Source organism: Thermoanaerobacter kivui (assembly GCF_000763575.1).
In the GTDB taxonomy this organism is placed as follows: Bacteria; Bacillota; Thermoanaerobacteria; order Thermoanaerobacterales; family Thermoanaerobacteraceae; genus Thermoanaerobacter; species Thermoanaerobacter kivui.
The window spans coordinates 1,367,501-1,394,267 of sequence record NZ_CP009170.1 but is presented as its reverse complement, the minus strand read 5'-3'; the positions used below and the strand labels follow the sequence as shown (position 1 = coordinate 1,394,267).

The following is a 26,767-nucleotide window of genomic DNA, read 5'->3' as shown; positions in this document are numbered from 1 at the left end:
ATGAGATTTGATATTTATAGTTTAGAGAAAAAATTGTATAATAAAAAGAAGAATAAAAAATGGTGGTGTTAGGTATGGATAACACATTAAAAAAGAAAGTGATAGATGCTATTGAAAAGCTTCCGGAAGATAAAATTGCTGAAGTTATTGATTTTATCGAATATCTTAAATTAAAGGAAGAAAAAGAAAAAATGTATGAAGAAGATAGAGATTGGTTAGATGCAGACCTTGCTGACCTACCTGACTACGATTGGGGCACTAATGGTTTACCGAAAGGGAAACCAGTTAAGTATATTCCGGGTATCGGCTTAATTGTTGAGGGAGGCAAATAATAATGACAAATCATATTCAACCAGGAGATATACTATTGTTTGTCTTCCCCAAGAACAATCCCAAAGGTCATGAGCAAGAGGGAATAAGGCCTGCTATTGTTATAGTGCCACCAAAAGAAAATTCACGATATCCTGTTACTATTGTAATTCCTTTGACAACGCAAAGTGGAGAGTGGGCTCACAATACAAAATTATATAGAAAAATTCCTGCCGGAGAAGGAGGCCTTCCGCAAGATTCAATAGCATTAATTGACCAAGTCAGAGCAATGGATGTTCGGCGAATTAAGGCGTATATAGGCAAAGTCCGCAGTGACGTATTAGAAGATATTAAAAAATTATTAATAGACTTAATTAAAGAATGCTAAAAAATGTTTTTGCTTGCTTTTATTATATTTTATAAAAATGCTGATAGGATTTATGAGTAGCGATTTATCTGATAAAGAAAGATGGAATGTAATTGAAAATTACTTTTTAGGTAGAGATGAGGAAGTGACTAAACTCCTAAAGTTAAAAAAGTCATAAAGTTAAAATTTGGCTTTTTGTAAATAGTTGGGGTGGGTGTTTTTTCTGAATGCCCACCTATAAATCTTATCACATAATCTCTAAAAATAGCATTGCATCAAGCATTGCAATATAGTATCCTTTTCCTGAATCGATAAAAAATTTTGTAGCCATATGCAAGCTTTCTTAGTACTTTAATTTTATTGTTATAACCTTCTGTTACAGAATTAGTGTAGGGAAACACTCGCATTTGTTATTTTTTCAAACCAACGGTTAAATACTTGGTACAAAGATTATAATGATTTTTTATTAAATGTTTTTTCTGAAGTTTATATTGCTGGAGATACAAAATATGGCTTTGGTGAATTAGAATTCACAAAAATTGAAAAATGAGTGAAGAAAAACTTAGTGAATGGAACATTACTGGAAATGGTACAGCAAGTATAAAACCTAATTTTCCATTAAGACAATTTTTCAAATTTTCTAATGAAATAAAATTTGAAGGGGGAACTCAAACTTCTTTCAGAATTTGATTTTACACAGAATATACCAAGAGTTCAAGAAGCAGCCTATTTTATAAATGTAGGAAGTAAAATTTTAAACTTTAATGGAATTGATTTGGGTAAATATCGGTTTATTAAGGGCAAATTTACAAAGATAGATTAACTATAAAATTATATACTATAAAAACAGGCATCCATTAATGCATATTGCCTGTTTTTATTTTCATATATAGTTTTAAAGGATTTTGCAAAGTTTTGTTGAATATATATAAAGATGCTTTGCATGGGAGTTGATAAAATGGCTATACCTACATATGAAGAGATTATGTTACCCTTACTTAAAATTCTTTTTGATGGTGAAATACACAAATATAAAGAGTTAGAAGAAAAACTTAAAAATGTATTTAACTTGACAGAAGAAGAAGTAAATTCAAGACGTGAAAGTGGTGTTAAAATTTTTTATAATAGAATTGGATGGGCGGCTACATATTTAAAAAAATGACAATATGACCCCATTTGAAAGAATTAGTAACGATTATGATGAGATAAAAGGTTCTCTAATAGACGAATTGCTACAAAAACTAAAAGAAGTAGAAAGGCGCGCTAAAATACATTTTTTGATTTATAGAGGTTTATGTAATATTATTATGCAGTATGTTATTATATATGATAGGTTACTAAAAGGTGAGGGATAGGAGAATGGCTGAAGTAATAAATTCCAATGATGTTTTAATACAACGGATAAAAACTATACTTAAAAATAAAAAGAATAGTACAATAAACATTGTTAATGATAAATTAACACTTTCTGTTTTTAGTGAATTGCAATTCGACATGGAAAAAGTCAAAGAAATAAATCTTGTTTTGAGAGATTCTACTTATATTCCTACTGGCAAAGAAATTTCTCGGGAATTTGAAATTGGTAGAATTGCTGATAATATATTTTTTAACTCCTATGAAATAGTTGAAAAAAATAAATTGGGGCATCTAAGCAAAGCTCGTAGTATGTATAATTTTATTGAAAAACACGTGAATGTAAAAAGGATAAAAAAGAAAGAGCTTTTAAAAAGCAATTTCATATTAATAGATGAAAACTATGGAGTTTTTGGGGATTCTTCTTTGGAAATTATCCGCAAAACCAGGAAAAATGGTATAGTTCCAATGAATTTTAATATAGAAATTACTGATTCGATACAGGTCAAAGAGCTTAAAAGAAGGTTTGAATTTATTTGGAATAATAAGGGGTATACAGAAGATTTTAAGGAACAACTTTTGGAAAATCTTAATTTCATTTATAAAGAATACGATCCGGAATTTCTTTATTTTTTTACCCTTTATGAACTTTTTGGAGACCAATTAGATTCCGATATAGAGCGATTTGAAAGCGATCATATTGGTTTTAAAGATACTGAGATTTGGAAAAGTCTTTTTCGATTTCAAAAAGATGCAGTGGTTTCTGCTATACGCAAAATTGAAAAATATAATGGCTGCATTATTGCTGATAGCGTAGGGCTTGGAAAAACTTTTGAAGCATTAGCTATAATAAAATATTATGAGTTACGACAACATAGAGTTTTAGTTTTAACACCGGCGAAGTTGTATGATAACTGGGATTCATTCAGAAATTCTTACATAGATAACCGTTTTGCCAGAGATCGGTTTGCATTTGATATTCTTTGTCATAGTGATTTAAGTCGTCGTTTTGGGAGATCCCGTAGCGGCCTTGATTTATCCAGAATAAATTGGGGAAATTATGATTTGCTTGTTATCGATGAGTCCCATAACTTTAGAAATCGCAATAATAATCCAGAAAGACTTTCACGTTATGGAAGATTGATAAATGAAATTATTAAAAAAGGGGTTAGAACAAAAGTTTTAATGCTGACAGCTACACCTGTAAACAATTCTCTAAATGACTTAAAAAATCAGTTGAGCACAATTACTATAGATAATGACGAAGCTTTTAAGGAAGATGGTATTTCAAGCATTGAAGGGGTATTAAAAAAAGCGCAAAAAGTAATAAATGATTGGATTAAAGAGCCGAATAGAAATAAAAAGGATTTATTGGATAATCTTCCATCAGAATTTTTTAAACTTCTTGAAATGGTTACAATTTCGAGAAGTCGTAAGCATATCACTATGTATTATGGCAATGATGAAATAGGTAGTTTTCCTGAAAAACTTCTACCAAAAACTTATAAACCAGAAATTGATAGCAAAGGAGAATTACTAAAATTTTATGATACAGATGAAAAGCTTGATATGTTAACACTTGCAGTTTATCAACCTATGAAATACATTAAACCTGAATACAAGCAATATTATGTAGAAAAATTCCAAACAGTTCGTGGTGATAGAGTGCTATTTAATCATGAAGAAAGAGAATATTTTGTTTCCGTACTACACCGATTCAATTTATTTAAAAGATTAGAAAGCTCTGTTTATGCTTTTAGGGAGACTTTACAACGTCTTCTTCAGAGAATTGATAGATATATAGAATTGCTTGAAAAAAGTAGTGAAGATTTAGAAGTAGAATTTGAAGAATCAGATGACGATGAAGAATTATTATTGGATTATAAGTATGAAATAAATGTTAATCATTTAATGAAAGGAATATATTTGGCTGACTTATATCACGATAAAGGGAAAATAGAAGAATTATTGAAAAGTGTTGATATTGTTCTGCAAGAACAGAGAGATGAAAAATTAAAAACTTTATTAAACTTTTTAGAAGAAAAAATAACTAAGATACCTTATAATCCAGGCAATAAAAAAGTATTAATTTTTACTGCTTTTGCTGATACCGCATATTATCTTTATGATACTATTGCACAAGAAATGAAAAAACATGGAATTCATACCGCGCTTGTAACTGGGACAGGCGAACCTAAAACAACGCTAAATATTTCTAAAGAATTTAATACTATACTATCTTATTTCTCTCCCAATTCTAAATTAGGGAGAAAATTACCCGAAAATGAACAAATAGATATTCTTATTGCTACTGATTGTATTTCCGAAGGACAAAACCTTCAAGATGCTGATTGCGTGGTAAATTATGATATTCAATGGAATCCAGTTATTTTAATTCAACGCTTTGGTCGTATTGATAGGATTGGAAGCAAAAATGAACGAATAGCTATGATAAATTTTTTCCCGAATTTAGAACTAAATGAATATCTTCAATTAGAATACCGTGTCAAACAAAAAATGCTGGCGGTAAATTTGACTGCAACCGGAGAAGATGATATATTAAATCCAGATTTAAATGACTTCGACTTTCGTAAAAAGCAATTGGAACGATTGCAAAATGAAATAGTTGATATTGATGAATTATCAGATAATATTTCTATAACAGACCTAAATATGAACGATTACCTATATGAGTTGTCCATGTATGTGCGTAGTCATCCTGAAATAAAAAGAGTACCGAGAGGAATTTATTCTGTGGTTAAAGGGGAAAAACCAGGTTGTATCTTTTGCTTTAGGCATCTTGAAGATAATACTAAGCCTGAAAGTAATAGTTCTCTTTACCCCTATTACTTAATTTATGTTACCCATGACGGTGAAATATATTTTGGAAGCGGTAGTTCACGAGAGACTTTAATGCAATTTAGAAAGCTTTCTTATGGGAAAAATAAACCAAATACCGAACTAATTGATTTGTTTAATCAGCAAACTAAAAATGCAACTGATATGAGCTTTTATTCAAATCTTTTGAATAAGGCAATTGATAGTATTAAAGGTGAGGAAGAAAGAAAAGCTGAAACAAGTATTTTTGACTTTGGTGGCTACGAAAATGAATTTGCCCATACAAGTGCTGATGATTTTGAGTTAGTATCCTTTCTTGTGGTGATGTAAATGCTTGGAGTACCTGAGAGATATAAGATTGATAAAAATTTCGATATAAAAACCTTTTTAACCGGGGAACTAACAAAACAAGAGAAACAAAAATTTAAAGAAGATGTTAAAGGAATAACTTTAACTCACCAAATAATTGGAGAAGAAATACCGTCATTAATAAACAATGATTATAACTATCAAGCTATTCTTTATTTTGATATAAAAGCTAATGACTTAAAGTATTCTAATTTTATTGGCGGAATTTTACAAAAAACAGTTAAACCTCCTGCGGTGTTACGGTTTATTGATAATAAAGGCAATTACCTGTACTGTTTTGCTTTAAAAAGATTAAGTAAAATTGATTCGCAGGAAATTGTCATAGATGATATAATTTTTACTCAGAGAAGTTCTTTATTTTTCCCAGATGAAAATGCAACATTACTTGATCGATATTTAGCTTTTACTAAAATATTAAACACTGCTAACAAGCTCACATTTTACACAGAAATTATAACTAAAGCTTATCTTATTACCTATAAACATTTGTGGACCGGAGCTTTAAGGGCATTAGATACCAATATCTTCTATGATATCGAAAAAATGAATAAAATAAGGACTCTTTTAAAGAAAATCATAAATCTTCAAAATCATCTGAGCAAGTCGATCACATTAGCAGAAAAAGCAAGCCTTAATTCAAAAATAAAAAGTAGTTTTTTAAGGTTAAATGAAATAATTGCTATTTAGGAGGGGCAATAAAATGGAAAATAAAGTGTCAAAGGAAATATTTAATCCAGTCCAAGATAATATCAAAAAGCTTGCTGAATTATTTCCTACTGTTGTAAAAGATGGCCAGGTAGATTTTGAAGCACTAAAACAGGAACTTGGCCAAGTTGAAGAGGTAGGAAAGGAAAAATATGAGCTTACCTGGCCAGGGAAGACATTAGCTAAACAGCTTGCCTTAACCGATGTAGTTGGAAAAACCTTAAAGTATGTACCTGAAGAGAGCAAAAATCCGGACACTACAGAAAATCTTTATATAGAAGGAGATAACTTGGAAGTTTTAAAACTTCTCAGAAATTCGTATTATGGCAAAATAAAGATGATTTACATAGATCCACCTTATAATACTGGCAATGATTTTATTTATAAAGATGATTTCAAAAAATTAAAAGAAGAAAGTGATAAGGAAGAAGGAGAACTGGATGAAAACGGTGAACGATTAATTAAAAACCAGAGAAGTTCTGCACGCTTCCATTCCAACTGGTTGAATATGATGTATCCACGCTTAAAAGTAGCTAAGGATTTGCTTTCCGATGATGGAGTCATTTTTATTAGTATTGATGATAATGAAGTGGATAATCTTAAGTTGTTGGCGAACGAAATATTTGGGGAAAAAAATTTTATTGCTTGTTTTCCATGGAGAAAAAGAACAGCAAAATCGGATGTACCTTTTGGAATATCGCAAGACTATGAGTGGATATTATGTTATGCAAAAAGTGAATTGTTTGTTGCGGGTATTGAAAGAAAAAGAAAATACTATGAAACGCCTGACTTTAATGGCAGACCGTGGAGAATTCACGACTTAACTCAACAAAAAAGTGCAAGTGAACGGCCAAATAGCTATTTTACTATAATAAATCCCAAAACAGGTGAAGAATATCCTGCTGATCCAAATAATGTTTGGAGGGTAACAAAGGATACTTTCAAAAAATATTATAAAGAAAACAAAATAGTATTCCCTGGCGATTATGATTTTCTAAGAATATCAAAACCGGTTTTAAGATATTTTAAAGACGAAGATGAAGAAAAAGCAGGAGAAAAATTTGGTTACAAGGCAGTAAGTACACTTTTGCCTGATGGAGTAGGGTTAACAGAAGATGGAACAAAGGAAATTAAAGAATTATTTGGGGTTAAATTATTTAACTTTCCAAAACCATCCAGTTTAATAAAATACTTAATCAAAATAGCAACCGCATTTGACTATGACTCTATAATTTTAGACTTTTTCTCTGGCTCAGCTACCACAGCTCATGCAGTTATGCAGCTTAATGCAGAAGATGGTGGTAAACGAAAATTTATAATGGTGCAACTTCCTGAAAAGGTAGATGAAGAATCAGAAGCTTATAAAGCCGGCTTTAAAACTATTGCCGATATTGGTAAAGAAAGGATTCGTAGGGCTGGAGAAAAGATTAAAGAAGAATTTAAAGATAAGGAGTGGATTGATGACCTTGATATTGGTTTTAAAGTTTTTAAGGTAGCTGAAACAAATATTCGATGGAATGATGAGGTTTTTGACGGTGAGCAGATTACTTTAAGCGAAAGCGCTCTTTCTGTTAAGGATGCTTTAGACTTTAATCCTGGCTTTACTGATATTGATGTAGTTTATGAGATTATGCTACGTCACAGAGATTTCCCACTTACATCTAAAATTGAAAAACTTACCAATATAGGGAATCGAACATATATGTTTGCCGATAGTGTAGTAGTATGTCTTGAAGAAACGATTACCAGTGATATTGTGGATAAAATAGCTTCTTTAGAACCAAAACCGATAAAAATTATTTTTAGAGATAGTGCTTTTGATGATGATATTTCTTTGAAGTTAAATATTTTGCACAGACTTGATACACAAATAAAGCTTTTTAACCAGGGAAAAGACCAGACTTACAGAGTAGAGTTTATTTAAGGAGTGGGCTAAATGACAAGGAAAGTTATATTTAACTTTGATGATAATTTAGAATACCAAAAGAAAGCTATCAACTCAGTTGTAGCCCTCTTTAGAGGACAAGATCGGGAGCTGGGGGATGTAATTTATCGTGGGAAAACCCGACATATAGGACGTATATCTGAGGAAATTATAAGGAATAGATTGGACATAGGAAGAAATGTTATTCTAGAAAATTTACGAGAAATACAAACTCAGAACATGCTCTTTCCCTCTACTGATTTACAGCCTATATATAATTTTTCTGTAGAGATGGAAACAGGTACTGGCAAAACTTACGTATATTTGCGGACTATTTTGGAGCTCTATAAAAATTATAATTTTTTAAAGTTTATAATTGTAGTGCCTACAGTGGCCATTCGTAAAGGAGTAGAAAAAAATATTGAAATTTTGAAAGAACATTTAAAAACCCTTTATGACCTTGACATTTCAAATTATGCTTTCGTTTATGATTCAAATAACTTAAATAAGTTAATGGACTTTGTGGAAGCTAGGGATTTACGCATTGTAATTATGAATATACAGGCATTTAATAAAGACAGCAATAAAATTCGCAGAGAAGATGAAAGAGGGCGAGTTTTGTGGGACCTAATAAAATATACTAAACCAATTGTCATTATAGATGAACCACAGCGACTTGAAGGAAATGGGAAAAAGAAAAGTGCTTCTTTAAAGGCTATTGAAGAATTGGATCCGCTATTCATTTTAAGGTATTCAGCAACTCATAAAAAGCTTTACCATCAAGTATATAAACTTGATTCGTACCAGGCTTATAAACAGGATTTAGTAAAGAAAATTGAGGTTAAAACTGTTTATGGCAATATCAGTAAAGACTACCCTTATGTTCGTTATATAGAATTTACCCGGGACTTAAAAGCAAAAATTGAAATTTTCTATCGTGAACCGGGCGGGCAAGTTAAATTACGTACCTTCAATGTGCAAAAAGGGGTAAGCCTTTATGAATTATCCGGAGAATTATCCCAATATAAAGATATGATTGTATTGGAAGACCCGCACAAAATTAACGGATTGAAAATTGGTTATAAGGAAGGTATCTTAATATTAAAAGAAGGAGAAAATAATTATAACTTAGATGAACTGGACTTAATCAGAATATTAATCCGTTTAACTATACAAACGCATTTAACAAAGCAACTAAAAATTTTAGAAAAAGGCTATAAAATCAAAGTTTTATCACTTTTCTTTATAGATCGGGTTAAAAATTTTAGAGATAGTGAAGCACCTGACGGTCGAGGAATTTATGCCCGCATTTTTGATGAGGAATATGAGAAAGTAATTAAAGATCCAAGATATAATGAACTTTTTAAAAAATATCCTGATTTATTTCCTGAATACAAAAATGTGCAAAAGGTAAGAGAAGGTTATTTTGCACGGGATAAGAAAAATAATGAAACTGAAATAGAAGATTGGGACTGGGGGAAAGATGAACTGGAGGTAAAAGCTAAATCTCAGGAAGATATTGAACGTGGAATACAACTTATTTTAGAGAAAAAGGATGAACTAATTTCTTTTGATGAACCATTGGCATTTATTTTTTCCCATTCAGCTTTAAGAGAAGGCTGGGATAACCCTAATGTTTTTCAACTGTGTACATTAAAAAAAGGAAGTTCGGAAATCGCTAAAAAACAAGAAATAGGACGAGGCTTGCGACTGCCAGTGGATATTTATGGAAACCGATGTTTTGACAGTGAAATAAATGTTTTGACTGTAATTGCCAATGACTATTACGATCACTTCGCTGAAGCCTTGCAAAAAGATTTTAGATTGGAGGAAGGATTAGATCAGGAAGAAGTTACTTTTGAAGTTATTTACCAAACATTGGCAGATGCAGGGATGCCAGAGGAATTTCTTGTAGCAGATACCGTAGAAGCTTTTAGGACTGAACTTATTAATGCTGGAATTATTAATGCTAAAACTAACCAACTAACGAAAGATGCAGCAGAGATAATATATCATGAGTTTACAAATGCAATTTTACAACCGTATCAGGAAGCTATTAAAGAGAAATTTATAGAAAATATGAAAGCAAAAGGTAGTAAACGAATTGAGATTAAAAATGGTGATGAAGAACCTGTAGAAAATGGATACCACAGTTTTGTAACGGAAAAAGAATTTCAAAAGCTTTTAGCAGAATTACGTGAACGAATAAACAAAAGAACAATTTACCATGTAAACATTGATAAAGAGGAGTTTATTAAGCAAAGTATAGAAGAAATTAATAAACATCTTACTTATAAATCTATTTATCGTCAATATGAAGTAGCAACAGGAGGTATAGATTTCAAAAAATCTAATGAGTTGCAAATACATGATCCTGCTAAATTTACAATTAATCTTGGAAAAGAAGGAATAGAAAAGAATAAGAGTGATTTTGAAATAATAAATTATCTCATGCATCAAACTTTCTTACCAAGGAAAGCTTTAATCAGAATTTATTCAGCTTTAGAAAATAAAATTTTATTGCAGAAACAGGAGATTTTAGATGAAGTAATTAAGATTCTTCAGAATAAATTGAATGAATTCCAAGCTAAGAATATAGAATATGAGGTTTTAGAAGGGGTTGTGTTTGAAGAGAAGAATATTTTTGCTGTGGATGAAATTGAACAATGGATGCTAAATGAAAGTGCTAAAAAAGCATATAAAACAAAAGAAGAATACCAAAAAGCTCTCCAGAAATATATCCGGGTAGATAGCTATGGGGAGTATGAATTTGCAAGAAGCCTTGATGAAGATCCTGATGTTCTTCTCTTTACCAAATTGAAAAAGGGAGGGCTTGTCATTGAAACCCCTTATGGAAATTATACTCCTGACTGGGCAATAATTCATAAAGTTGATGATCATAAGGCAAAGTTGTATTTTATTGTAGAGTCAAAATTTGATAAAGAAAGAATTAATTTAACCGATGTGGAAAAAGCCAAAATTGAATGTGCCCGTAAACATTTTGCCACCGTATCCAGTGATGTAGTTTTTGATTGGGTCAATAGCTATGAAAGATTTAAAGATATTGTAAATAGAAGTATTCAAAAAAATAATGTAGTGAAATGAAGTTAAAAAAGGCTTAAGAAGGAATTTTTAAAATACATGTCGAAATATATAAAGTGTTTAATTAAATAAAAATGGGATATTTTGAGTAATAACTAGAGAAATTTATATTTTTGAGAAAGGTAAGATAAAAATGTCACTAAAGACTCTTTTTAAAGAGGTTATGGATAATTATATAAAAGTAAGAACCTCACAGCCATTTAAAGGGAATAGAATAGGAGATATATTACGAAAAGAAATACCTCAGGAGATACAAAAATTTGATTTTATAGGTGATGAATATTTTATTAAAGGCTCTAATGGTCAAGGTAACTGGGCAGAAATTCCTTGGGTTGCTATTATGGACAAAAATATTACACAAACTACAATGGAAGGGGTATATATTGTTTATCTATTTTCTTCTGATATGAAAAGGCTATATTTAACTTTGAATCAAGGCTATACTAAGTTAAAAGATAAATATGGCAAATTTGGGGCCAATGAAAAAATGTTATCTCTTGCTTCAAAAATAAGGAATAAAATAGAGGCAAAGGGATGGAATACAGATAATAATTTATCAATTGGCAATGAATTTTATGAAAAAGGGACAATATTTTATAAAAAATATGAGAATGATGATTTAGCAGATGATGAAACATTAAAAAAAGACCTTCATGATTTGATAAATATTTATAAAAAAACCGTTTTTGTTTTAAGCGGTGAAGATAATGATCAAATATATGAAAATAAGGAAGATTATATACCTGACAACGATACTAGTTATAACGTCAAAGATGAACTTGATTACATAAAAAGTTACATAAAAAATCAGGGGTTTAGCTACAATGATAAGTTAATAGAAAATTTTTATTTATCTTTGAAGTCAAAGCCATTTTTAATTCTTGCAGGTATTTCAGGTACAGGGAAAAGCAAACTTGCAAGACTTTTTGCGGAGGCTATAGGTTGCAATACCAAGAATGGACGATTTATGTTGGTACCTGTAAGACCCGACTGGTCAGATTCTACGGAATTATTAGGTTACAAAGATATGCATAATAAATTTCATCCTGGAGTTTTAACAAATTTTATAAAAAGGGCTATAAACGATATAAATAGACCTTACTTTTTTGTATTGGATGAAATGAACCTTGCACGGGTAGAGTATTATTTCAGCGATATTCTTTCAATTATAGAGTCACGAAAAAAGGATGGCGATAGAATTGTTACAGATCCCCTTTTGAATAAAGAACTGTTAGATGAAGATTCTTTCCATGAATATGGCAATTTGTACATACCTGAAAATTTATATTTCATTGGCACTGTTAATATGGATGAGACTACGTTTCCCTTTAGCAAAAAAGTGCTTGATAGAGCAAATGTTATTGAGTTTTCTGATGTAAACCTCGATTATTTTTTTGGAGATACAGAAGAAATTACTGAAAAAGTATTAAACAATAGTTTTTTAAAGAGTGAATTTCTAACATTAAATGATTGTCTTGATTATAGGGAAATTATTGATGATGTGATTTTGGTTTTAAAAAAAATTAATGATGTTCTAAGAGAAGGAAATTTGCATTTTGGTTATAGGGTAAGAGATGAAATAAGTTTTTATATGATACACAATGAGTTAAATGGTTTAATGAATTTTGATGAAGCGATGGATTTAGAAATATTGCAAAAGATTTTGCCCAGGATACACGGAAGCAGTATCAGTATAAAGAAAATACTTGTCGAATTATTTAAAATATGTTCTGGCAATTATGAAAGCAAGTATGAATATGAGGATATGGATGTTAGTGATAAGATGCTTAAAGATATGGATAATTGTGTATATCCAAGGTCAGCAGAAAAAATTATTTATATGGTAAGGAGATATGAAGAAGATGGATTTACGTCATACTGGCTCTGATGTTGACCTTATTTATATATCTACTCCGAAATTTGATTTTTCAATAAAAGGCAATCCTTATCATCCTAATGTTGGAGCTCTAAATATCAATGAAAACGTAAGGGCAAAAATATATATCTCGTGTACAGAATATACTGCTAAAATTTATTCGCCAATAGAGGATAAGTTGGTGTCATATGCGGGGGATAGTTATCCTCTTTTTTATGAACAGCAAAATTATGAAATTGTGATTGAGAAAAAAACTGATGATGAGGTGTCATTTTGGCATGAGAATATAAATATTAGGAACAAAGTACGTTTTGTAGGTGCTTCCAAAAGAGTATTATCAGGTATTATTAACTTTAAAAATGATATTGGATATTCAGAGCTTATTATGCTAGTGAATAATCGAGAATATCTAAAGGTAACTATTGAGGTTTTTCCTTCTAAAATTGACTATCAAAAGGATTATTATGCTCTTTTACAAGATATTAACAATGAATTATACAATCTTATATTTGATTTTTATAAAAGGACATACTTTTATAGCATGACTAAAAACAAGGTAGGAAACAGCCTCACTGAATTTTTTGCGATTATAAATCAAGTGTTTGATAAGTTAAATAAATCGATCATGATTGTGCTAAATATGCCCCATCATGTATTAAAAAAAGATAGGGAAATACTCAAATATTATACTGCAAAAAGGGTTGACAGAGAGGGAATAAAATGGATTAACAAGCATCCTCAATATGTGAAGAACATTAATGGGGAAATAATAGTTGACAAAGTTTGCTCTGTAAAGAGTTCTATTACCTATGATACATATGAAAACAGATTGGTAAAATACATTATAAAATCTATAATAAAAAAGCTTAATTTAGTTAAGAAAAATTATGAAAAAGAATCAAGTATTGTTGATGAAAATATTAAAAAAAGCATTGAAGCGATGATATATAAGCTTGGAAGGCATTTAAATTACAGTTTTTTGAAAGATGTTGGAGATATATATACTATGAATTCACTTTCCCTTGTGCTTAATATGGCACCAGGATACAAGGATGTTTATAAATATTATATTATGCTTTTAAAGGGACTTATGATAAGGGAATACATTTTTAAAATATCTATGAAAGATTTGGCTATATTATATGAATATTGGTGTTTTATCAAACTTAATTCAATATTGAGAGAAAAATATAATCTTGTAAAGCAAGGTATTATTAAATTTAATAATCGAGGACTTACTGTTACTTTGACAAAAGGCGAGGAGACTCGTGTTGAATATCAAAATCCAAAAAATGGGGAGATATATTCCCTAGTGTACAATAAGAAATTTAAATATGATAATATCCCAACTACACCTCAAATGCCTGATAGTATATTATCGTTGAGTAAAGTTGGATCAAACACTATATTTAAATATGTACTTGATGCAAAATACAAAATAAATCCTGCAGTTGTTGATACAGATTATTATAATAAATATCGTTCTCCAGGTCCGGAAGAAGAGGATATAAACACTATGCATAGATACCGTGATGCCATTGTGTATGAAAATAAAAATAATAAAAATTTTGAGAGAATGGTTTTTGGGGCTTTTGTATTGTTTCCATATTCTGACGAAGAAAAATATAAAGAACATCATTTTTATAAAAGTATTGAAAAAGTTAATGTGGGAGGACTGCCATTTTTACCTGGTTCTACTAAGCTTGTTGAGAAATTCATAGATGACCTTATAAATAATTCTTTTGAGTCAGCTTTTGAAGATTCAGTTTTTCAAGGTGGTACATATGAATACATTGATCAAGTAAAGTTTGATGATAAAGAAGTACTTGTTGCTCCGTTGTCAAGTAAAGAGCAGCTTGATATAAATCTCAAATATAATTTTTATCATATACCTTATAAAAATATTAAGTCTAGCGGTATGAAGTTTAAATATGTTGCGATATACCAGTCAATCAAAAAATTTGATAAAGAAGCTGGGATACACTATTATGGGAGGATAAAAGGTTTTGAAATAGTAAAAAGGAAAGATATAAAAGAAATACCAAAGGATTCTGATGAGTTATATGTGAAATTTGAAATAGAAGAATGGAAAAAGCTTGAAAGACCTATTACTTGTGGTCCTTTTGGAGTTACAAATCGTATATATACTAATTTGTTTCTTCTTAAGAATGCAAAAAACGTATCAGAACTTTGTATAAAAACAAAAGAAGACTATAGACTTTATTTGGAACTTAAGAGGTTGTATGAGCATCAAGAAGAATTTTTAAAAGTCAATATTAATAGTAAAGTGATTGACGAAAATACAAAAATAACAGGCTTTAAAATAGGGAATTTAACGATATTTATAAATGAGGGTTATTATAATATCTATAAAGATGATATTTTACGAGACAAAATACCTATAGAAGAATTTTCAAAAAGACCTAATGCAATTATAAAGAGGATAAGAAATAAGATGTAGTATATTTAAAAAAGAATTAAGTATCTTATCACCATTATAGGAAGTGATATTATGGTAGACATAAAGATTGAGAAAATAATACGTTCAAAAAGAAAGACAATAGCATTGCAGATTACAGATAATGCTACTCTTATAGTGAAAGCACCTTTTGGTATAGATGAAAAGACGATTTTTGATGTGATACAAAAGCATTCAAGGTGGATTGAGGAGAAAAAGAAGGAGATAGAGGCAAGGGGTCCTAAAGCTTTAAAAAAGGAATTTGTGAATGGGGAAGGGTTTTTATATCTTGGTAAGTATTATAAGCTGTATATAGTAGATAATCAGGAGGTTCCTCTTAAGCTTGAAGATGGTTTTTATCTTTCAAGGGATTTTTTAAATAAAGCAAAAGAGGTTTTTATTGATTGGTATAAAAAAGAAGCTTTTAAGAAGATATCTGAAAGAGTCAAGTGGTATGCACAAAAGAGTAATTTAAAATACAATAAGATAAATATTACGTCTGCACAAAAAAGGTGGGGTTCTTGTTCTTCAAATGGAAACTTAAACTTTTCATGGAGACTTATAATGGCTCCTATTTCTGTAATAGACTATGTTGTTGTGCATGAGCTTGCACACTTGGAAGAAAGAAATCATGGAAAGAATTTCTGGATAAAAGTAAAGATGTTAATGCCAGATTATAAAAAGCAGGAAGACTGGCTCAAGAAAAATGGTTATTTGCTGAATTTGTAAGTGAAAATTAATTGTATATATTTTTAAGGAAGGAAGTAAAAAATATGGAAAAGTTTTATCAACCTGTTCTTGAGACTCCAAGGCTTATATTAAAGAAAATAAGTTTAGAAGATGCGGAAGACATGTTTGAATACGCAAGGGATCCAGAAGTTACAAAATATGTATCATGGGAATATCATAAAAGTATTGAGGATTCTGTAAAGTTTATTAATCTTTTGTTGTCAAAATATGCAAATAGTGAGCCTTCAGACTGGGGATTATATTTAAAAGAAAATGGCAAATTAATTGGAACATGTGGATATGTATTTATTGATGAAAAGAATATGACAGGAGAAATAGGGTATGTGCTTGGCAAAAAATACTGGAATAAAGGACTTATGACAGAGGCAGTTAAAAAAGTAATAGAGTTTGGCTTTAAAAAGTTGAATCTTAATAGAATACAGGCAAGGTGCAAGGTGGAAAATATACCTTCTGAGAGAGTAATGCAAAAAGTTGGTATGAAGTTTGAAGGGATATTGAGAGAAACAGTTTTTATAAAAGGGAGATTTTGGGATATGAAGATGTATTCTATTTTGAAAAGAGAGTATGAATTAAATAATTAGATTATAGACTAGAAAATTAATCAGTTTTTTTAGCCATCTAAGGCAATAAGCGCCTTATATTGGATGGCTTGTTTTGCATAAAATTTAGAATATTCTTTGTGTCTAAAGGAAATATTTAATTTTAATTATTCATTACAGACATAGATTAATATTTTGCAGAAAGTTTAATTATAAATTAAGCTATAGTTTAATTTGTAATTTTTCTGTATAATATATTCGTACAGCAATATGGTTAGAAAAACAAATGAATACATAGGAGGAATTGGCATTGGCGATAGTTATTGTAGCTTTTGTGGTTTTTCTTGACCAATTGACGAAGTATCTTGCAGTGAAGTACCTTATGCTTATAGGAAGTTATCCGGTTATAAAGAATTTTTTTCATCTTACTTATGTGGAGAATAAAGGTGCGGCATTTGGTATGCTTCAGAATAAGACTCTTTTTTTTATAGTTATAACAGTAATTGTAGGGGCTGTGCTAATTTATTCTATGATTAAACTGCCAGGGAATAGTGTGTATAATTATACACTTGCTATGATCCTGGGGGGCGCTATTGGAAACCTTATAGACAGAGTTAGACTCGGATATGTTGTAGACTTTATTGATTTTAAATTTTTCCCTGCGGTTTTTAATGTTGCAGATTCTTTTATAGTTATAGGAGCTATTATATTAGGATATCTTATGATTTTTAGGGAGAAGGCGTGATGGGATGAACGTAGTAGATAAGATAGTTTTGCAAGGAGAAAAAGAGGATGAGGGAAAGAGAATAGACGTTTTTCTTGCGGCAGAGTTAGATTACACAAGGTCTTATATTAAAAAATTGATTGTGGATGAGCTTGTTTTTGTAAATGGTAAAACGGTAAAGCCCAGTTATAAGGTAAAAGAGAATGATGAGGTTGTTGTAAATATCCCAGAGGCAGAGAAAATTGATGTACTGCCAGAAAATATACCTTTGGATATTCTTTATGAAGACGATGATATAATTGTGATAAATAAGCCGCAGGGAATGGTAGTGCATCCGGCACCGGGAAATTACAGTGGTACACTTGTAAATGCACTTCTTTACCACTGCAAAAATTTATCGGGAATTAACGGCATTTTAAGGCCGGGTATAGTTCACAGGCTTGATAAGGATACCTCTGGTGTGATGGTTGTTGCTAAAAATGATAAGGCTCATATAAGCCTTTCTAATCAAATAAAAGAGAGAAGTGTTTTTAAAAAATATGTTGCTATTGTAGAGGGAGTTATAAAAGATGAAGAGGGGAAGATTGAAGCACCTATAGGAAGGCACCCTGTTGACAGAAAAAAGATGGCTGTAATAGAGGATGGAAGATATGCTCTTACATTGTACAAAGTTTTGGAGCGTTTTAAAGAAAATACGTTGATAGAGGCGGTTATAAAGACAGGTAGGACTCATCAGATAAGAGTGCATATGGCTTATATTGGTCATCCTGTTGTAGGGGACCCAGTATATGGTTTTAAAAAGCAAAAGTTTAAATTGGAGGGGCAGGCATTACATTCAAGTATTTTAGGATTTGTTCATCCTACGAAAGGAGTTTACATGGAGTTTGAAGCTCCTCTTCCTGAGTATTTTGTAAGGTTGATTGAAATTTTAAGACGTTCCACTTATTAAAAAGTTTAGATTTTATGTTTATGGGTATATTGCGAAGCTATTGAAATTGTATATTTGCATGTTATGTTTAATTTTTTATGTCATCAAGAACATTTTTACATGTCATCCTGAGCCGGAGCGTAGCGGAGCCTTGAGTGAAACGAAGGGTCTGGCGAAGGATCTCAGACAAAAAAGACATGCAATAAGCTAAGCTTTAAGGTCTGAGACCCTTCGGCTACGCCTCAGGGTGACATTTTGAAAGGCTGTCCAAAACGAGCATTAGACACGACTCAAAACGTGAGGCTGCCCTCTAGCATAAAAGCTGGACTTTTTATAAATATTTTGTCAACAACTTCAGGCAAGAATTAAACTTTTATCCTCTCTCTATTTACTAAATATATCTCATCTCGCTCTGGTGGAGTTATTTCTTCTTTTCCTTTTGATGTTATTAAATATTTCCCTTCTTTTATAATTTTACCTATTATTGTAGCTTGTATTCCTTTTTCAGATAGAGATTTGACTATTTTATCTCCATCACTGGCAGTAATTATCATTGAACCGCTGGATATGAGCTTTAAAGGGTTTATGCCAAAAAAACGGCAAATTTCTTTTGTTTCAGGGCGTACTGGCAATTTTTCCTCATATATTTCAATGCCAAGGCCTGATGCTTCTGCGATTTCATAGGCTGCTCCTAATATTCCTCCTTCTGTTATATCGTGCATTGCATTTGCACCATTTTGTGCTGCAGTAAGTCCTTCTTCTATGACACTTATTTCGTTTATAAAACTTTGTGCTTTTAAGATAAAATCTTTATCGTAGCCCTTTAGCAGCAAATCTTTATAGTCAGTTGCTAAAATTGCTGTGCCTTCAAGGCCTAAAGCTTTTGTAACTATGACATCATCGTCTATTTTTGCGCCTTTTGTGGTTATGTACTCACCTTTTTTAGCCATACCAATTGCTGTTGTGCTTATAATAGGCTTGTTTACTGTAGTGGTTATTTCTGTGTGGCCTCCTAAAACTTCAATGCTTAATTTTTTTGCTGCTCTATCTATTTCTTTCATGATGCCATGTAAAGTAGATTCTTCAGTACCTTCAGGAAGCAGTATAGTTGATAATATTCCAATTGGCTTTGCGCCACAAGAAGCTAAATCATTACAGGATATTATGACAGATAAAAAGCCGCTTAATTTCTCTGATGCTGTTATGGGGTCTGTTGAAAGGACTGCCACGTATTCGCCGAAATCGATTATGCTACTGTCTTCTCCTAATTGGGAGTGGACTAAAACTTCTTTTCTTTTAACGCCAAGATAAGGGAAAACACTTCTTTTTAGTATTTCTACAGGTACTTTTCCTACTTCCATTTTGTCACATCCTTCTTTTAAATATTGGTGTCAATACTATCATCTTAGCACAATTTTTATTTTTTTTAAACATTCCTATAGACAAGTTGAAAAGAATGTGATAATATTATAAAAGACGAGGTCCTTTAAGCAGTCCTGTGAGGCTGGCAAGGTTGGCATAATTATATGTAGCATAAAAAGCTTCTTGCCAGTGCAAGAAGCTTTTTTGTGGAGGTTAGAAAGTTGAAGATAAAAGCAGAGATAATGGATGAAAAAGCTATAGACAGAGCCTTGATAAGAATAGCCCATGAGATTGTGGAAAGGAATAAAGGCATTGAAGATGTGGTTTTGGTAGGCATTAAGACAAGAGGAGTGCCTTTAGCAGAAAGAATAGCAAGGTATATATCGCGAATTGAAGGAAAAAAGCCTCCAGTAGGGTCATTGGATATCACCCTATACCGTGATGACCTTACCACAGACCTTGAACAGCCTGTAGTCAAGAAAAAAGATATAGGTGTGGATGTGGTAGGTAAAATAGTGGTGTTAGTGGACGACGTGATATACACAGGAAGGACTATAAGGGCTGCTATGGATGCAATTATCGATTTAGGGAGGCCTAAGGCAATACAGCTGGCAGAATTAATAGACAGAGGGCACAGGGAATTGCCGATAAAGCCAGATTATGTAGGTAAAAATGTTCCAACATCAAAAAATGAAATAGTAAATGTGATGTTGGAGGAAGTAGACAAAGTCAACAGAGTGGTAATAACTGAAAAGTAGCACCTTTAATTTAGCCCAGCGAGGCTAAAAAGGGAGAATGATAGATATTCTCCCGGAGTATTAAACTCTAAAAAGGGAGGATTTTTTATGCCAAAATTTGAAACCCTAATTTTAACAGAAAAGAATATTTTATACAAAAAGAGTAGTACCATTTCACATTATTGTGATGTGGTGACTACTCTTTTTTTTAAAAGGAGGAAGGTAATGTGGATAGAAAAGACCTATTAGGCATTAAGGATTTATCGAAAGAAGAAATACTGGAAGTTTTAGACACTGCAAAGGAGATGAAAAAAATTCTAAATGGAGAAAAATATTCACAGATACTAAAGGGAAAGACAGTTGTGACGATTTTTTTCGAACCTAGCACGAGGACAAGACTATCTTTTGAGATGGCAGCAAAGTATTTAGGCGCTCATTACGGCAATATAGAAGTGGCAACCAGCAGTGTTGCTAAAGGGGAGTCTTTAATAGACACCATAAGGACTGTTGAGATGATGAAGGCGGATGTGATAATACCAAGGCACAACATGAGTGGAGCGCCGCATCTTATGGCAAAATACACAGATGCCTCTATCATAAACGCAGGAGATGGTATAAATGAACATCCCACCCAAGCCTTGTTGGACATGATGACAATCAGAGAAAAGAAAGAAAGCTTTGAAGGATTAAAAGTGGCGATAATAGGAGACATTATGCACAGCAGAGTTGCACGGTCAAATATATGGGGACTTAAAAAGATGGGGGCGGAAGTGAGAGTTGCAGGCCCTTCCACCTTGATGCCACCCCAAATAGAAAAGATGGGAGTTAAAACTTACTACAATGTAGAAGAAGCTATAAAGGATGCGGATGTAGTGATGGGACTAAGAATTCAATTGGAAAGGCAAAAAAGTGGACTATTCCCATCAATTGACGAATACAGAGAATATTTTGGGATAAATAAAGAGAGAATGAAACTTGCAAAAGCCGATGCGATATTGATGCATCCAGGACCTATAAACAGAAATATTGAAGTTACTTCAGAAGCAGCAAATGCTGAGTATTCTGCCATAGAAGAACAGGTAACGAATGGTGTCGCTGTCAGGATGGCACTTTTAAAAATACTTTGTGAAAGGAGAAATTAAAATGAAGATGATTATAAAAAATGGTACTGTAATAGACGGGTTTGGGAGTGAAGTTAAAGCGGATATATTGATAGACTATGGTATCATAAAAGCGATTGACAAAAATATACAAGCCTCAGACGGGATAGTGATTGATGCGACAGGCAAATATGTACTCCCAGGTTTTGTGGATATGCACACCCATTTAAGGCAGCCGGGATTTGAAGAGAAAGAGACTATTAAAACAGGAACAGAAGCTGCAGCAGCAGGAGGTTACACTACTGTTGCCTGCATGCCAAATACAAATCCTACTATAGACAATGAAATAGTAGTAGAATATGTAAAAAGCATTGCGCAAAGAGAAGGAGTTGTAAAAGTACTACCTATAGGAGCTATGACAAAGGGAATGAAAGGTGAAGAGATAACCGAGATGGCAAAACTTAAAAAAGCAGGGGCTGTTGCCTTATCTGATGACGGTTTTCCAATAATGAGTGCAGGGCTTATGAAGAGGATAATGACATATGGAAAAATGTATGACTTACTCATGATAACTCACTGTGAAGACAGAACATTGAGTGGCGAAGGTGTAATGAATAGCGGAGTAATTTCCACAATGATAGGATTAAAAGGCATACCAAGAGAAGCAGAAGAAGTCATGCTTGCAAGAAATATTATACTTGCAAAGTCAACTGGTGTAAGGATTCACATCGCGCATATCTCAACAAAGGGAAGTGTCGAACTTATAAGAGAAGCGAAAGAAAGGGGAGTAAAAATAACTGCGGAGGTTACTCCTCACAATCTCACATTGACAGATGAGGCAGTTTACAACTATGATACAAACACAAAGGCATATCCTCCTTTGAGAACAAGGGAAGACATAGAAGCCCTTATAGAAGGATTGAAAGATGGCACAATAGATGCAATCGCGACAGACCATGCCCCTCACACTAAGGATGACAAAAAAGTACCTTACGACATGGCTGCTTTTGGAATATCGGGCTTAGAGACAGCCTTCTCTGTGATAAATACTTTCCTTGTACAGACAGGTAAAATAACCATAAAAGAGTTAGTCAATTACATGAGTATAAATCCTGCGAAAATATTAGGTATATCCAGTGGGATAAAGGTAGGGGCGATAGCGGATATTGTAATTGTAGACCCTTATGAAGAGTATGTAGTTGACAAAGATAAATTTAAATCAAAAGGGAAAAACACACCTTTCCATGGTATGAGGCTAAAAGGAGTTGTGGAATACACAATAGTTGAAGGTCAAATAAAATATGCAAGGGATAGAAAAATTGAAAAAATTGAGGTATAATTAATAAAGGAATATTTATGCGGTAAAATGAATAAATTTTCAATAAGAGGATGGTGTAGATGTTTATTGATAAATTAATTGAGAGTATAAAAGCTAAGAAAAGCCCTGTTGTAGTGGGGCTTGACCCCAGAATTGAAAAAACTCCACAATTTATAAAAGACGTTGCTTTTAAGAGAAAAGGAGAAAATATTGAAGGCATATCTGAAGCTTTATACCTTTTTAACAAAGGTATAATAGATGCAGTCTACGATGTTGTGCCTGCGGTCAAAATCCAAGTTGCTTTTTATGAAGCTTATGGGATAGAAGGATTTAAAGCTTTCTTCAAAACTGCTGAATACGCTAAAAATTTAGGGCTTATGGTAATAGCGGATGTTAAAAGAGGAGATATACAAGAGGTTGCAAAAATGTATTCAAAAGCTTATTTGCAAAACCAGTTGTTTGATGCGATTACTGTAAATCCTTACATGGGTGAAGATACTATAATCCCTTACGTAGAAGATGCGATCAAATACAATAAGGGTATATTTGCACTTGTCAAAACTTCAAATAAAGGTTCTAAAGATATACAGGATATAAAAACTGCAACAGGAGAATACGTCTATCAACGAGTTGCTAAAATAATAAATAAAATTTCAAAGTCAGCAGTTGGGAAATATGGCTATAGTTCTATAGGTGCAGTAGTAGGTGCAACTTATCCAGAGGAGGCAAAAGTGCTAAGAAAGGAAATGCCAAATTGTTTCTTTCTAGTGCCAGGCTATGGGGCACAAGGGGGGACTGTTGAAGGTATAATGGATTGTTTTGATGAGAATGGACTTGGCGCGATAATAAATTCTTCCCGGAGCGTTATCTATGCATATCAAAGTCCTTACTGGAAAGATGTATATTCTGAATATGAGTATGCACAAGCGGCGAGAGCAGAGGTAATTCTTATGACAGGCATGATTAACAATGGGCTTGTTAAAAGAAAATACATTGCTTGTTGAGGTGAAAGATGAAGAGCAGGATATTGTCTAATGAAAAGATAGCCAGTGGCATTTATAAATTGGTATTTGAGTGGAAAGGGGGAATACCCTCTCCAGGCCAATTTGTAATGGTAGACTGCAAAGACAAGACTTTTCTAAAAAGGCCTATAAGCGTATGCTCTGCTGATGACAAATCAATGACAATTGTATATCAGGTTAAAGGGGAAGGTACTAAAAATTTATCCGAAATGAAAAAAGGAGACACAATTGAAGTAACAGGTCCTCACGGACATGGTTTTGAACTATATGAGGACAAAAATGTGTTAATAGTAGGAGGGGGAATAGGCATTCCTCCCCTTCTATACCTTGTTAAAAAAATCAAAGCAAAAAATTCGTATATTGCGTTGGGATTTAAAAGTGAAATTTTTCTTGTGGAGGAGTTTAAAAATTTAGGAGAAGTTATTGTCACGACAGAGGACGGAAGTTTTGGGAAAAAAGGAATGGTGACACAAGTAATTGAGGATATAATTGATAAGATTGACATAATATATGGCTGTGGACCAAAACCTATGCTAAAGATATTACAAGATATTTCTCTTAAAAATAACATTCCTTGTCAAATATCTGTAGAAGAAAGGATGGCTTGTGGCATAGGAGCTTGTCTTGTATGCGCTTGCAAAGTGAAAAAAGATGGTGGTTTTGAGTACAAAAGAGTGTGCAAAGATGGTCCCGTCTTTTGGGCAGAGGAGGTGGAGTTTTGAATTTACAAGTTGAAGTTGGAGGACTTAAGTTAAAAAATCCGGTGATGACAGCTTCAGGTACTTTTGGGTTTGGAAGAGAGTACGGAGAATATATTGATTTAAATCAATTAGGGGCAATAGTTGTAAAAGGACTTACAGTAAAACCTAAAGAAGGTAATCCACCTCCACGAGTTTATGAAACTCCTTGTGGAATGCTAAACAGTGTAGGGCTTCAAAATCCGGGTGTAGATGCTTTCATTGAGAAAGAGCTGCCCTTTTTAAGAGATTATGATGTTGCTGTAATAGTAAATATTGCAGGAGAAACCATTGAGGAATTTGCTTACATGGCAAAGAAGCTTGATATAGATGGTGTTGATGGAATTGAAATAAATGTCTCTTGTCCAAATGTGAAAAAAGGTGGTATGGCTTTTGGAATAAATCCTGATGATATATTTAATATAACAAAAGAAGTAAAAAAAGTTACACAAAAAACTGTTATTGTAAAATTAACACCAAATGTGACGGATATTGGGGTTTGTGCTAAAGCAGCAGAAGATGGAGGAGCAGATGCTGTATCTTTAATTAATACAATTGCAGGAATGGCTATAAATATTGATACAAGAACCCCTGTTTTTAAGAACGTGATTGCGGGTTTGTCTGGACCTGCTATAAAGCCTATTGCCCTTAGGATGGTGTATGAGGCAGCGAGAGCCGTGAAAATTCCTGTTATAGGTATGGGCGGTATAAGTTCATTTAAAGATGCATTAGAATTTATGATTGCGGGGGCGAAGGCAGTGGCAATTGGCACTTGTAATTTTGTAAATCCCAATTGCACAATTGAGGTTATTGAGGGCATAAAACAATATATGGTTTTAAACAATATAGAAGACATAAATGATATTATAGGTTCTTTAAAGGTTGATTAAAGGGGATGAGAAAATGGAAAGAGAAGAAGTCTTAGAGATTTTTAGCAAGTTAGGAGTAATTAACAAAGGACATTTTTTATTGACATCAGGAAAACACAGCGACACCTATTTGCAGTGTGCGAAAATATTTCAATATCCTAAATACAGCGAAATTTTTAGTAACGAATTGGCGCTAAAATTTAAGGATTACAAAATAGATGTTGTAATAGGACCTGCAATTGGAGGAATTATATTGGCCTATGAAGTTGCTCGTCAGGTTGGAGCAAAAGCTCTTTTTGCAGAAAGAGAAGAAGGAGTGATGAAGCTAAGAAGAGGGTTTGAGATCAAAGAAGGAGAAAATGTGCTTGTAGTAGAAGATGTAGTGACAACAGGGGGCTCCGTAAAAGAAGTTATAAAGTTAGTCAATTCCTTAAAAGGTAATGTAGTAGGAGTTGGAAGTATAGTTGATAGAAGCGACGGAAAGGTAAATTTTGAAGTTCTTTTTAAGTCTGTGGTAAGCTTGTATGTTGAAGCATTTGAAAAAGAGGAATGTCCTCTTTGCAAAGAAGGCATTCCTCTTGTAAAGCCGGGAAGCAGGAAATTTTAAGGTATAAGCATATTTATAACTCTCATTGTTTCAGGTCCTACAATTCCATCCACTTTAAGACCATTGTCTCTTTGAAATCTCATGACGGCGTTTTTGGTTCTTGGCCCAAAAATGCCCTCTATTGGACCAGGGTCATAGCCTAAACTTTGAAGAATCATCTGAAGCTGAAGGACATCGTATCCGACGGTACCCTCGTATAGAAGCCTGGAGCCTAATTGTTGCCTCTCCATTTTTTCACCTCATTTATACACTTTCACTATTACACAATATGATAAAAATAGGGAAAGTGTTCTTTTTTATAAGACTTGTAGAATTAGGCACTTTAAGTATTGAGTTTCTTCAGAGGCTAATAATATTGGATGGTCTTTTGATTGAGTACGTTGTTCTACAAATCTTACTGTTTTTTTGGCATCATTGGCTGCTTCTTTAATTATATTTAAAAACATATCAGGTTTTATGTGCTGTGAACAAGAACAGGTGATGAGGAAACCTCCACTTTTTAAAATTTTTAATGCTCTTAAATTTATTTCTTTATATCCTCTCAAAGCGTCTTTTACAGTTTCTTTGCTTTTTGTAAAGGCAGGAGGGTCTAATATTACAGTGTCAAATTTTCTATTTTCTTTGTCGTATTTCCTCAGCAAATCAAAGGCATTGTCACATACGAAATTACATCTTTCTTGATAACCATTGAGTTCTACATTCTTTTTGGCCATTTCAATGGCTTCCTCAGAGATGTCGACTGTCTCGACTCTTTTTGCTCCATAGTGTAGGGC

At 32.5% G+C, this 26,767-nt stretch carries 24 protein-coding genes and 1 pseudogene (1 of these 25 only partly in view); 21 read left to right on the top strand and 4 right to left on the bottom strand.

The window, feature by feature from the left end; genetic code table 11:
* Positions 1–74 precede the first annotated feature (74 nt).
* Both TKV_RS07100 and TKV_RS07095 read left to right on the top strand, forming a co-directional pair.
* Entirely contained in the window at positions 75–332 is a 258-nt protein-coding gene (locus TKV_RS07100; RefSeq protein WP_049685359.1) for a DUF2281 domain-containing protein, read from the top strand.
* Between the two features lie 2 nt (positions 333–334).
* Entirely contained in the window at positions 335–697 is a 363-nt protein-coding gene (locus tag TKV_RS07095; protein WP_236617205.1) for a type II toxin-antitoxin system PemK/MazF family toxin, read from the top strand.
* Between the two features lie 254 nt (positions 698–951).
* On the opposite strand, the pseudogene TKV_RS12415 reads toward TKV_RS07095, so the two are convergent.
* Positions 952–1,065 (bottom strand): annotated as a pseudogene (locus TKV_RS12415) (transposase); the annotation flags it as partial.
* Between the two features lie 266 nt (positions 1,066–1,331).
* Between TKV_RS12415 and TKV_RS13525 the strand changes: the two are divergent.
* The 12 genes from TKV_RS13525 (at position 1,332) to TKV_RS07030 (ending at position 18,263) form a co-directional block, all read left to right on the top strand.
* A complete protein-coding gene (locus TKV_RS13525) occupies positions 1,332–1,499 on the top strand; it encodes a hypothetical protein (protein ID WP_236617204.1) in 168 nt (55 codons plus the stop codon).
* A 120-nt stretch (positions 1,500–1,619) separates the two neighbouring features.
* The gene (locus tag TKV_RS07085; protein WP_049685357.1) at positions 1,620–1,838 is read left to right on the top strand and encodes a winged helix-turn-helix domain-containing protein; all 219 of its coding nucleotides are present in this window, start codon (positions 1,620–1,622) and stop codon (positions 1,836–1,838) included.
* 197 nt (positions 1,839–2,035) lie between these two features.
* Positions 2,036–5,197, top strand: a complete 3,162-nt coding sequence (locus TKV_RS07075; protein WP_049685355.1) for a helicase-related protein — start codon at positions 2,036–2,038, stop codon at positions 5,195–5,197.
* The gene (locus tag TKV_RS07070) at positions 5,198–5,923 is read left to right on the top strand and encodes a DUF4391 domain-containing protein (protein WP_049685354.1); all 726 of its coding nucleotides are present in this window, start codon (positions 5,198–5,200) and stop codon (positions 5,921–5,923) included.
* A gap of 13 nt (positions 5,924–5,936) precedes the next feature.
* On the top strand, positions 5,937–7,865 hold the full coding sequence (locus TKV_RS07065; protein WP_049685353.1) for a site-specific DNA-methyltransferase: 1,929 nt from the start codon (positions 5,937–5,939) through the stop codon (positions 7,863–7,865).
* 12 nt (positions 7,866–7,877) lie between these two features.
* Entirely contained in the window at positions 7,878–10,970 is a 3,093-nt protein-coding gene (locus tag TKV_RS07060; protein ID WP_049685352.1) for a restriction endonuclease, read from the top strand.
* Between the two features lie 130 nt (positions 10,971–11,100).
* Positions 11,101–12,855: an MrcB family domain-containing protein gene (locus tag TKV_RS07055; protein WP_049685351.1), complete on the top strand. Its 1,755-nt coding sequence runs from the start codon at positions 11,101–11,103 to the stop codon at positions 12,853–12,855.
* Positions 12,830–15,304, top strand: coding sequence for a DUF2357 domain-containing protein (locus TKV_RS07050; protein WP_049685350.1), 2,475 nt, complete (start codon positions 12,830–12,832; stop codon positions 15,302–15,304). Before TKV_RS07055 ends, TKV_RS07050 begins: the two co-directional genes overlap by 26 nt.
* A 51-nt stretch (positions 15,305–15,355) precedes the next feature.
* Positions 15,356–16,030 (top strand): M48 family metallopeptidase, encoded by a 675-nt coding sequence (locus tag TKV_RS07045; RefSeq protein ID WP_049685349.1) that lies wholly within the window; start codon positions 15,356–15,358, stop codon positions 16,028–16,030.
* Positions 16,031–16,074: 44 nt separating this feature from the next.
* The gene (locus tag TKV_RS07040; protein ID WP_049685348.1) at positions 16,075–16,632 is read left to right on the top strand and encodes a GNAT family N-acetyltransferase; all 558 of its coding nucleotides are present in this window, start codon (positions 16,075–16,077) and stop codon (positions 16,630–16,632) included.
* A gap of 268 nt (positions 16,633–16,900) precedes the next feature.
* Positions 16,901–17,335: a signal peptidase II gene (lspA, locus tag TKV_RS07035; protein WP_049685347.1), complete on the top strand. Its 435-nt coding sequence runs from the start codon at positions 16,901–16,903 to the stop codon at positions 17,333–17,335.
* Positions 17,336–17,339: 4 nt separating this feature from the next.
* The gene (locus TKV_RS07030) at positions 17,340–18,263 is read left to right on the top strand and encodes an RluA family pseudouridine synthase (RefSeq protein ID WP_049685346.1); all 924 of its coding nucleotides are present in this window, start codon (positions 17,340–17,342) and stop codon (positions 18,261–18,263) included.
* Positions 18,264–18,607: 344 nt separating this feature from the next.
* Here TKV_RS07030 and TKV_RS07025 read toward each other — a convergent pair whose 3' ends face one another.
* Positions 18,608–19,603: an AIR synthase family protein gene (locus tag TKV_RS07025; protein WP_049685345.1), complete on the bottom strand. Its 996-nt coding sequence runs from the start codon at positions 19,601–19,603 to the stop codon at positions 18,608–18,610.
* Positions 19,604–19,825: 222 nt separating this feature from the next.
* Between TKV_RS07025 and pyrR the strand changes: the two genes are divergently transcribed.
* The 7 genes from pyrR (at position 19,826) to pyrE (ending at position 25,994) form a co-directional block, all read left to right on the top strand.
* On the top strand, positions 19,826–20,362 hold the full coding sequence (gene pyrR / locus TKV_RS07020; RefSeq protein WP_004401205.1) for a bifunctional pyr operon transcriptional regulator/uracil phosphoribosyltransferase PyrR: 537 nt from the start codon (positions 19,826–19,828) through the stop codon (positions 20,360–20,362).
* Between the two features lie 206 nt (positions 20,363–20,568).
* Positions 20,569–21,483, top strand: coding sequence for an aspartate carbamoyltransferase catalytic subunit (locus TKV_RS07015; RefSeq protein WP_049685344.1), 915 nt, complete (start codon positions 20,569–20,571; stop codon positions 21,481–21,483).
* Position 21,484: 1 nt separating this feature from the next.
* Positions 21,485–22,780 (top strand): dihydroorotase, encoded by a 1,296-nt coding sequence (locus tag TKV_RS07010; RefSeq protein WP_049685343.1) that lies wholly within the window; start codon positions 21,485–21,487, stop codon positions 22,778–22,780.
* A 59-nt stretch (positions 22,781–22,839) separates the two neighbouring features.
* Complete coding sequence (gene pyrF, locus TKV_RS07005) at positions 22,840–23,763, top strand: orotidine-5'-phosphate decarboxylase (RefSeq protein WP_049685342.1); 924 nt, start codon at positions 22,840–22,842, stop codon at positions 23,761–23,763.
* A gap of 8 nt (positions 23,764–23,771) precedes the next feature.
* Positions 23,772–24,503, top strand: a complete 732-nt coding sequence (locus TKV_RS07000; RefSeq protein ID WP_049685341.1) for a dihydroorotate dehydrogenase electron transfer subunit — start codon at positions 23,772–23,774, stop codon at positions 24,501–24,503.
* Complete coding sequence (locus TKV_RS06995) at positions 24,500–25,408, top strand: dihydroorotate dehydrogenase (protein ID WP_049685340.1); 909 nt, start codon at positions 24,500–24,502, stop codon at positions 25,406–25,408. The genes TKV_RS07000 and TKV_RS06995 overlap by 4 nt, the downstream gene beginning before the upstream one ends.
* Before the next feature lie 13 nt (positions 25,409–25,421).
* On the top strand, positions 25,422–25,994 hold the full coding sequence (pyrE, locus tag TKV_RS06990; protein ID WP_049685339.1) for an orotate phosphoribosyltransferase: 573 nt from the start codon (positions 25,422–25,424) through the stop codon (positions 25,992–25,994).
* Here the strand turns inward: pyrE and TKV_RS06985 are convergent.
* Entirely contained in the window at positions 25,991–26,224 is a 234-nt protein-coding gene (locus TKV_RS06985) for a peptidoglycan-binding domain-containing protein (protein WP_049685338.1), read from the bottom strand. The two genes, pyrE and TKV_RS06985, sit on opposite strands and share 4 nt — an antisense overlap.
* 66 nt (positions 26,225–26,290) lie before the next feature.
* Positions 26,291–26,767, bottom strand: the 3' end of a protein-coding gene (locus TKV_RS06980; RefSeq protein WP_049685337.1) for a class I SAM-dependent rRNA methyltransferase. The gene runs 699 nt beyond the window's last position; the window shows 477 of its 1,176 coding nt (coding positions 700–1,176); its start codon lies off the right edge, out of view; the stop codon is at positions 26,291–26,293.

Excerpts from the sequence above, each read along its gene's own strand:
- TKV_RS07100 (WP_049685359.1), top strand. The coding sequence starts at position 75 with ATGGATAACACATTAAAAAAGAAAGTGATAGATGCTATTGAAAAGCTT.
- TKV_RS07095 (WP_236617205.1), top strand. The coding sequence starts at position 335 with ATGACAAATCATATTCAACCAGGAGATATACTATTGTTTGTCTTCCCC.
- TKV_RS07085 (WP_049685357.1), top strand. The coding sequence starts at position 1,620 with ATGGGAGTTGATAAAATGGCTATACCTACATATGAAGAGATTATGTTA.
- TKV_RS07075 (WP_049685355.1), top strand. The coding sequence starts at position 2,036 with ATGGCTGAAGTAATAAATTCCAATGATGTTTTAATACAACGGATAAAA.
- TKV_RS07070 (WP_049685354.1), top strand. The coding sequence starts at position 5,198 with ATGCTTGGAGTACCTGAGAGATATAAGATTGATAAAAATTTCGATATA.
- TKV_RS07065 (WP_049685353.1), top strand. The coding sequence starts at position 5,937 with ATGGAAAATAAAGTGTCAAAGGAAATATTTAATCCAGTCCAAGATAAT.
- TKV_RS07060 (WP_049685352.1), top strand. The coding sequence starts at position 7,878 with ATGACAAGGAAAGTTATATTTAACTTTGATGATAATTTAGAATACCAA.
- TKV_RS07055 (WP_049685351.1), top strand. The coding sequence starts at position 11,101 with ATGTCACTAAAGACTCTTTTTAAAGAGGTTATGGATAATTATATAAAA.
- TKV_RS07050 (WP_049685350.1), top strand. The coding sequence starts at position 12,830 with ATGGATTTACGTCATACTGGCTCTGATGTTGACCTTATTTATATATCT.
- TKV_RS07045 (WP_049685349.1), top strand. The coding sequence starts at position 15,356 with ATGGTAGACATAAAGATTGAGAAAATAATACGTTCAAAAAGAAAGACA.
- TKV_RS07040 (WP_049685348.1), top strand. The coding sequence starts at position 16,075 with ATGGAAAAGTTTTATCAACCTGTTCTTGAGACTCCAAGGCTTATATTA.
- TKV_RS07030 (WP_049685346.1), top strand. The coding sequence starts at position 17,340 with ATGAACGTAGTAGATAAGATAGTTTTGCAAGGAGAAAAAGAGGATGAG.
- TKV_RS07025 (WP_049685345.1), bottom strand. The coding sequence starts at position 19,603 with ATGGAAGTAGGAAAAGTACCTGTAGAAATACTAAAAAGAAGTGTTTTC.
- TKV_RS07010 (WP_049685343.1), top strand. The coding sequence starts at position 21,485 with ATGAAGATGATTATAAAAAATGGTACTGTAATAGACGGGTTTGGGAGT.
- pyrF (WP_049685342.1), top strand. The coding sequence starts at position 22,840 with ATGTTTATTGATAAATTAATTGAGAGTATAAAAGCTAAGAAAAGCCCT.
- TKV_RS07000 (WP_049685341.1), top strand. The coding sequence starts at position 23,772 with ATGAAGAGCAGGATATTGTCTAATGAAAAGATAGCCAGTGGCATTTAT.
- pyrE (WP_049685339.1), top strand. The coding sequence starts at position 25,422 with ATGGAAAGAGAAGAAGTCTTAGAGATTTTTAGCAAGTTAGGAGTAATT.
- TKV_RS06985 (WP_049685338.1), bottom strand. The coding sequence starts at position 26,224 with ATGGAGAGGCAACAATTAGGCTCCAGGCTTCTATACGAGGGTACCGTC.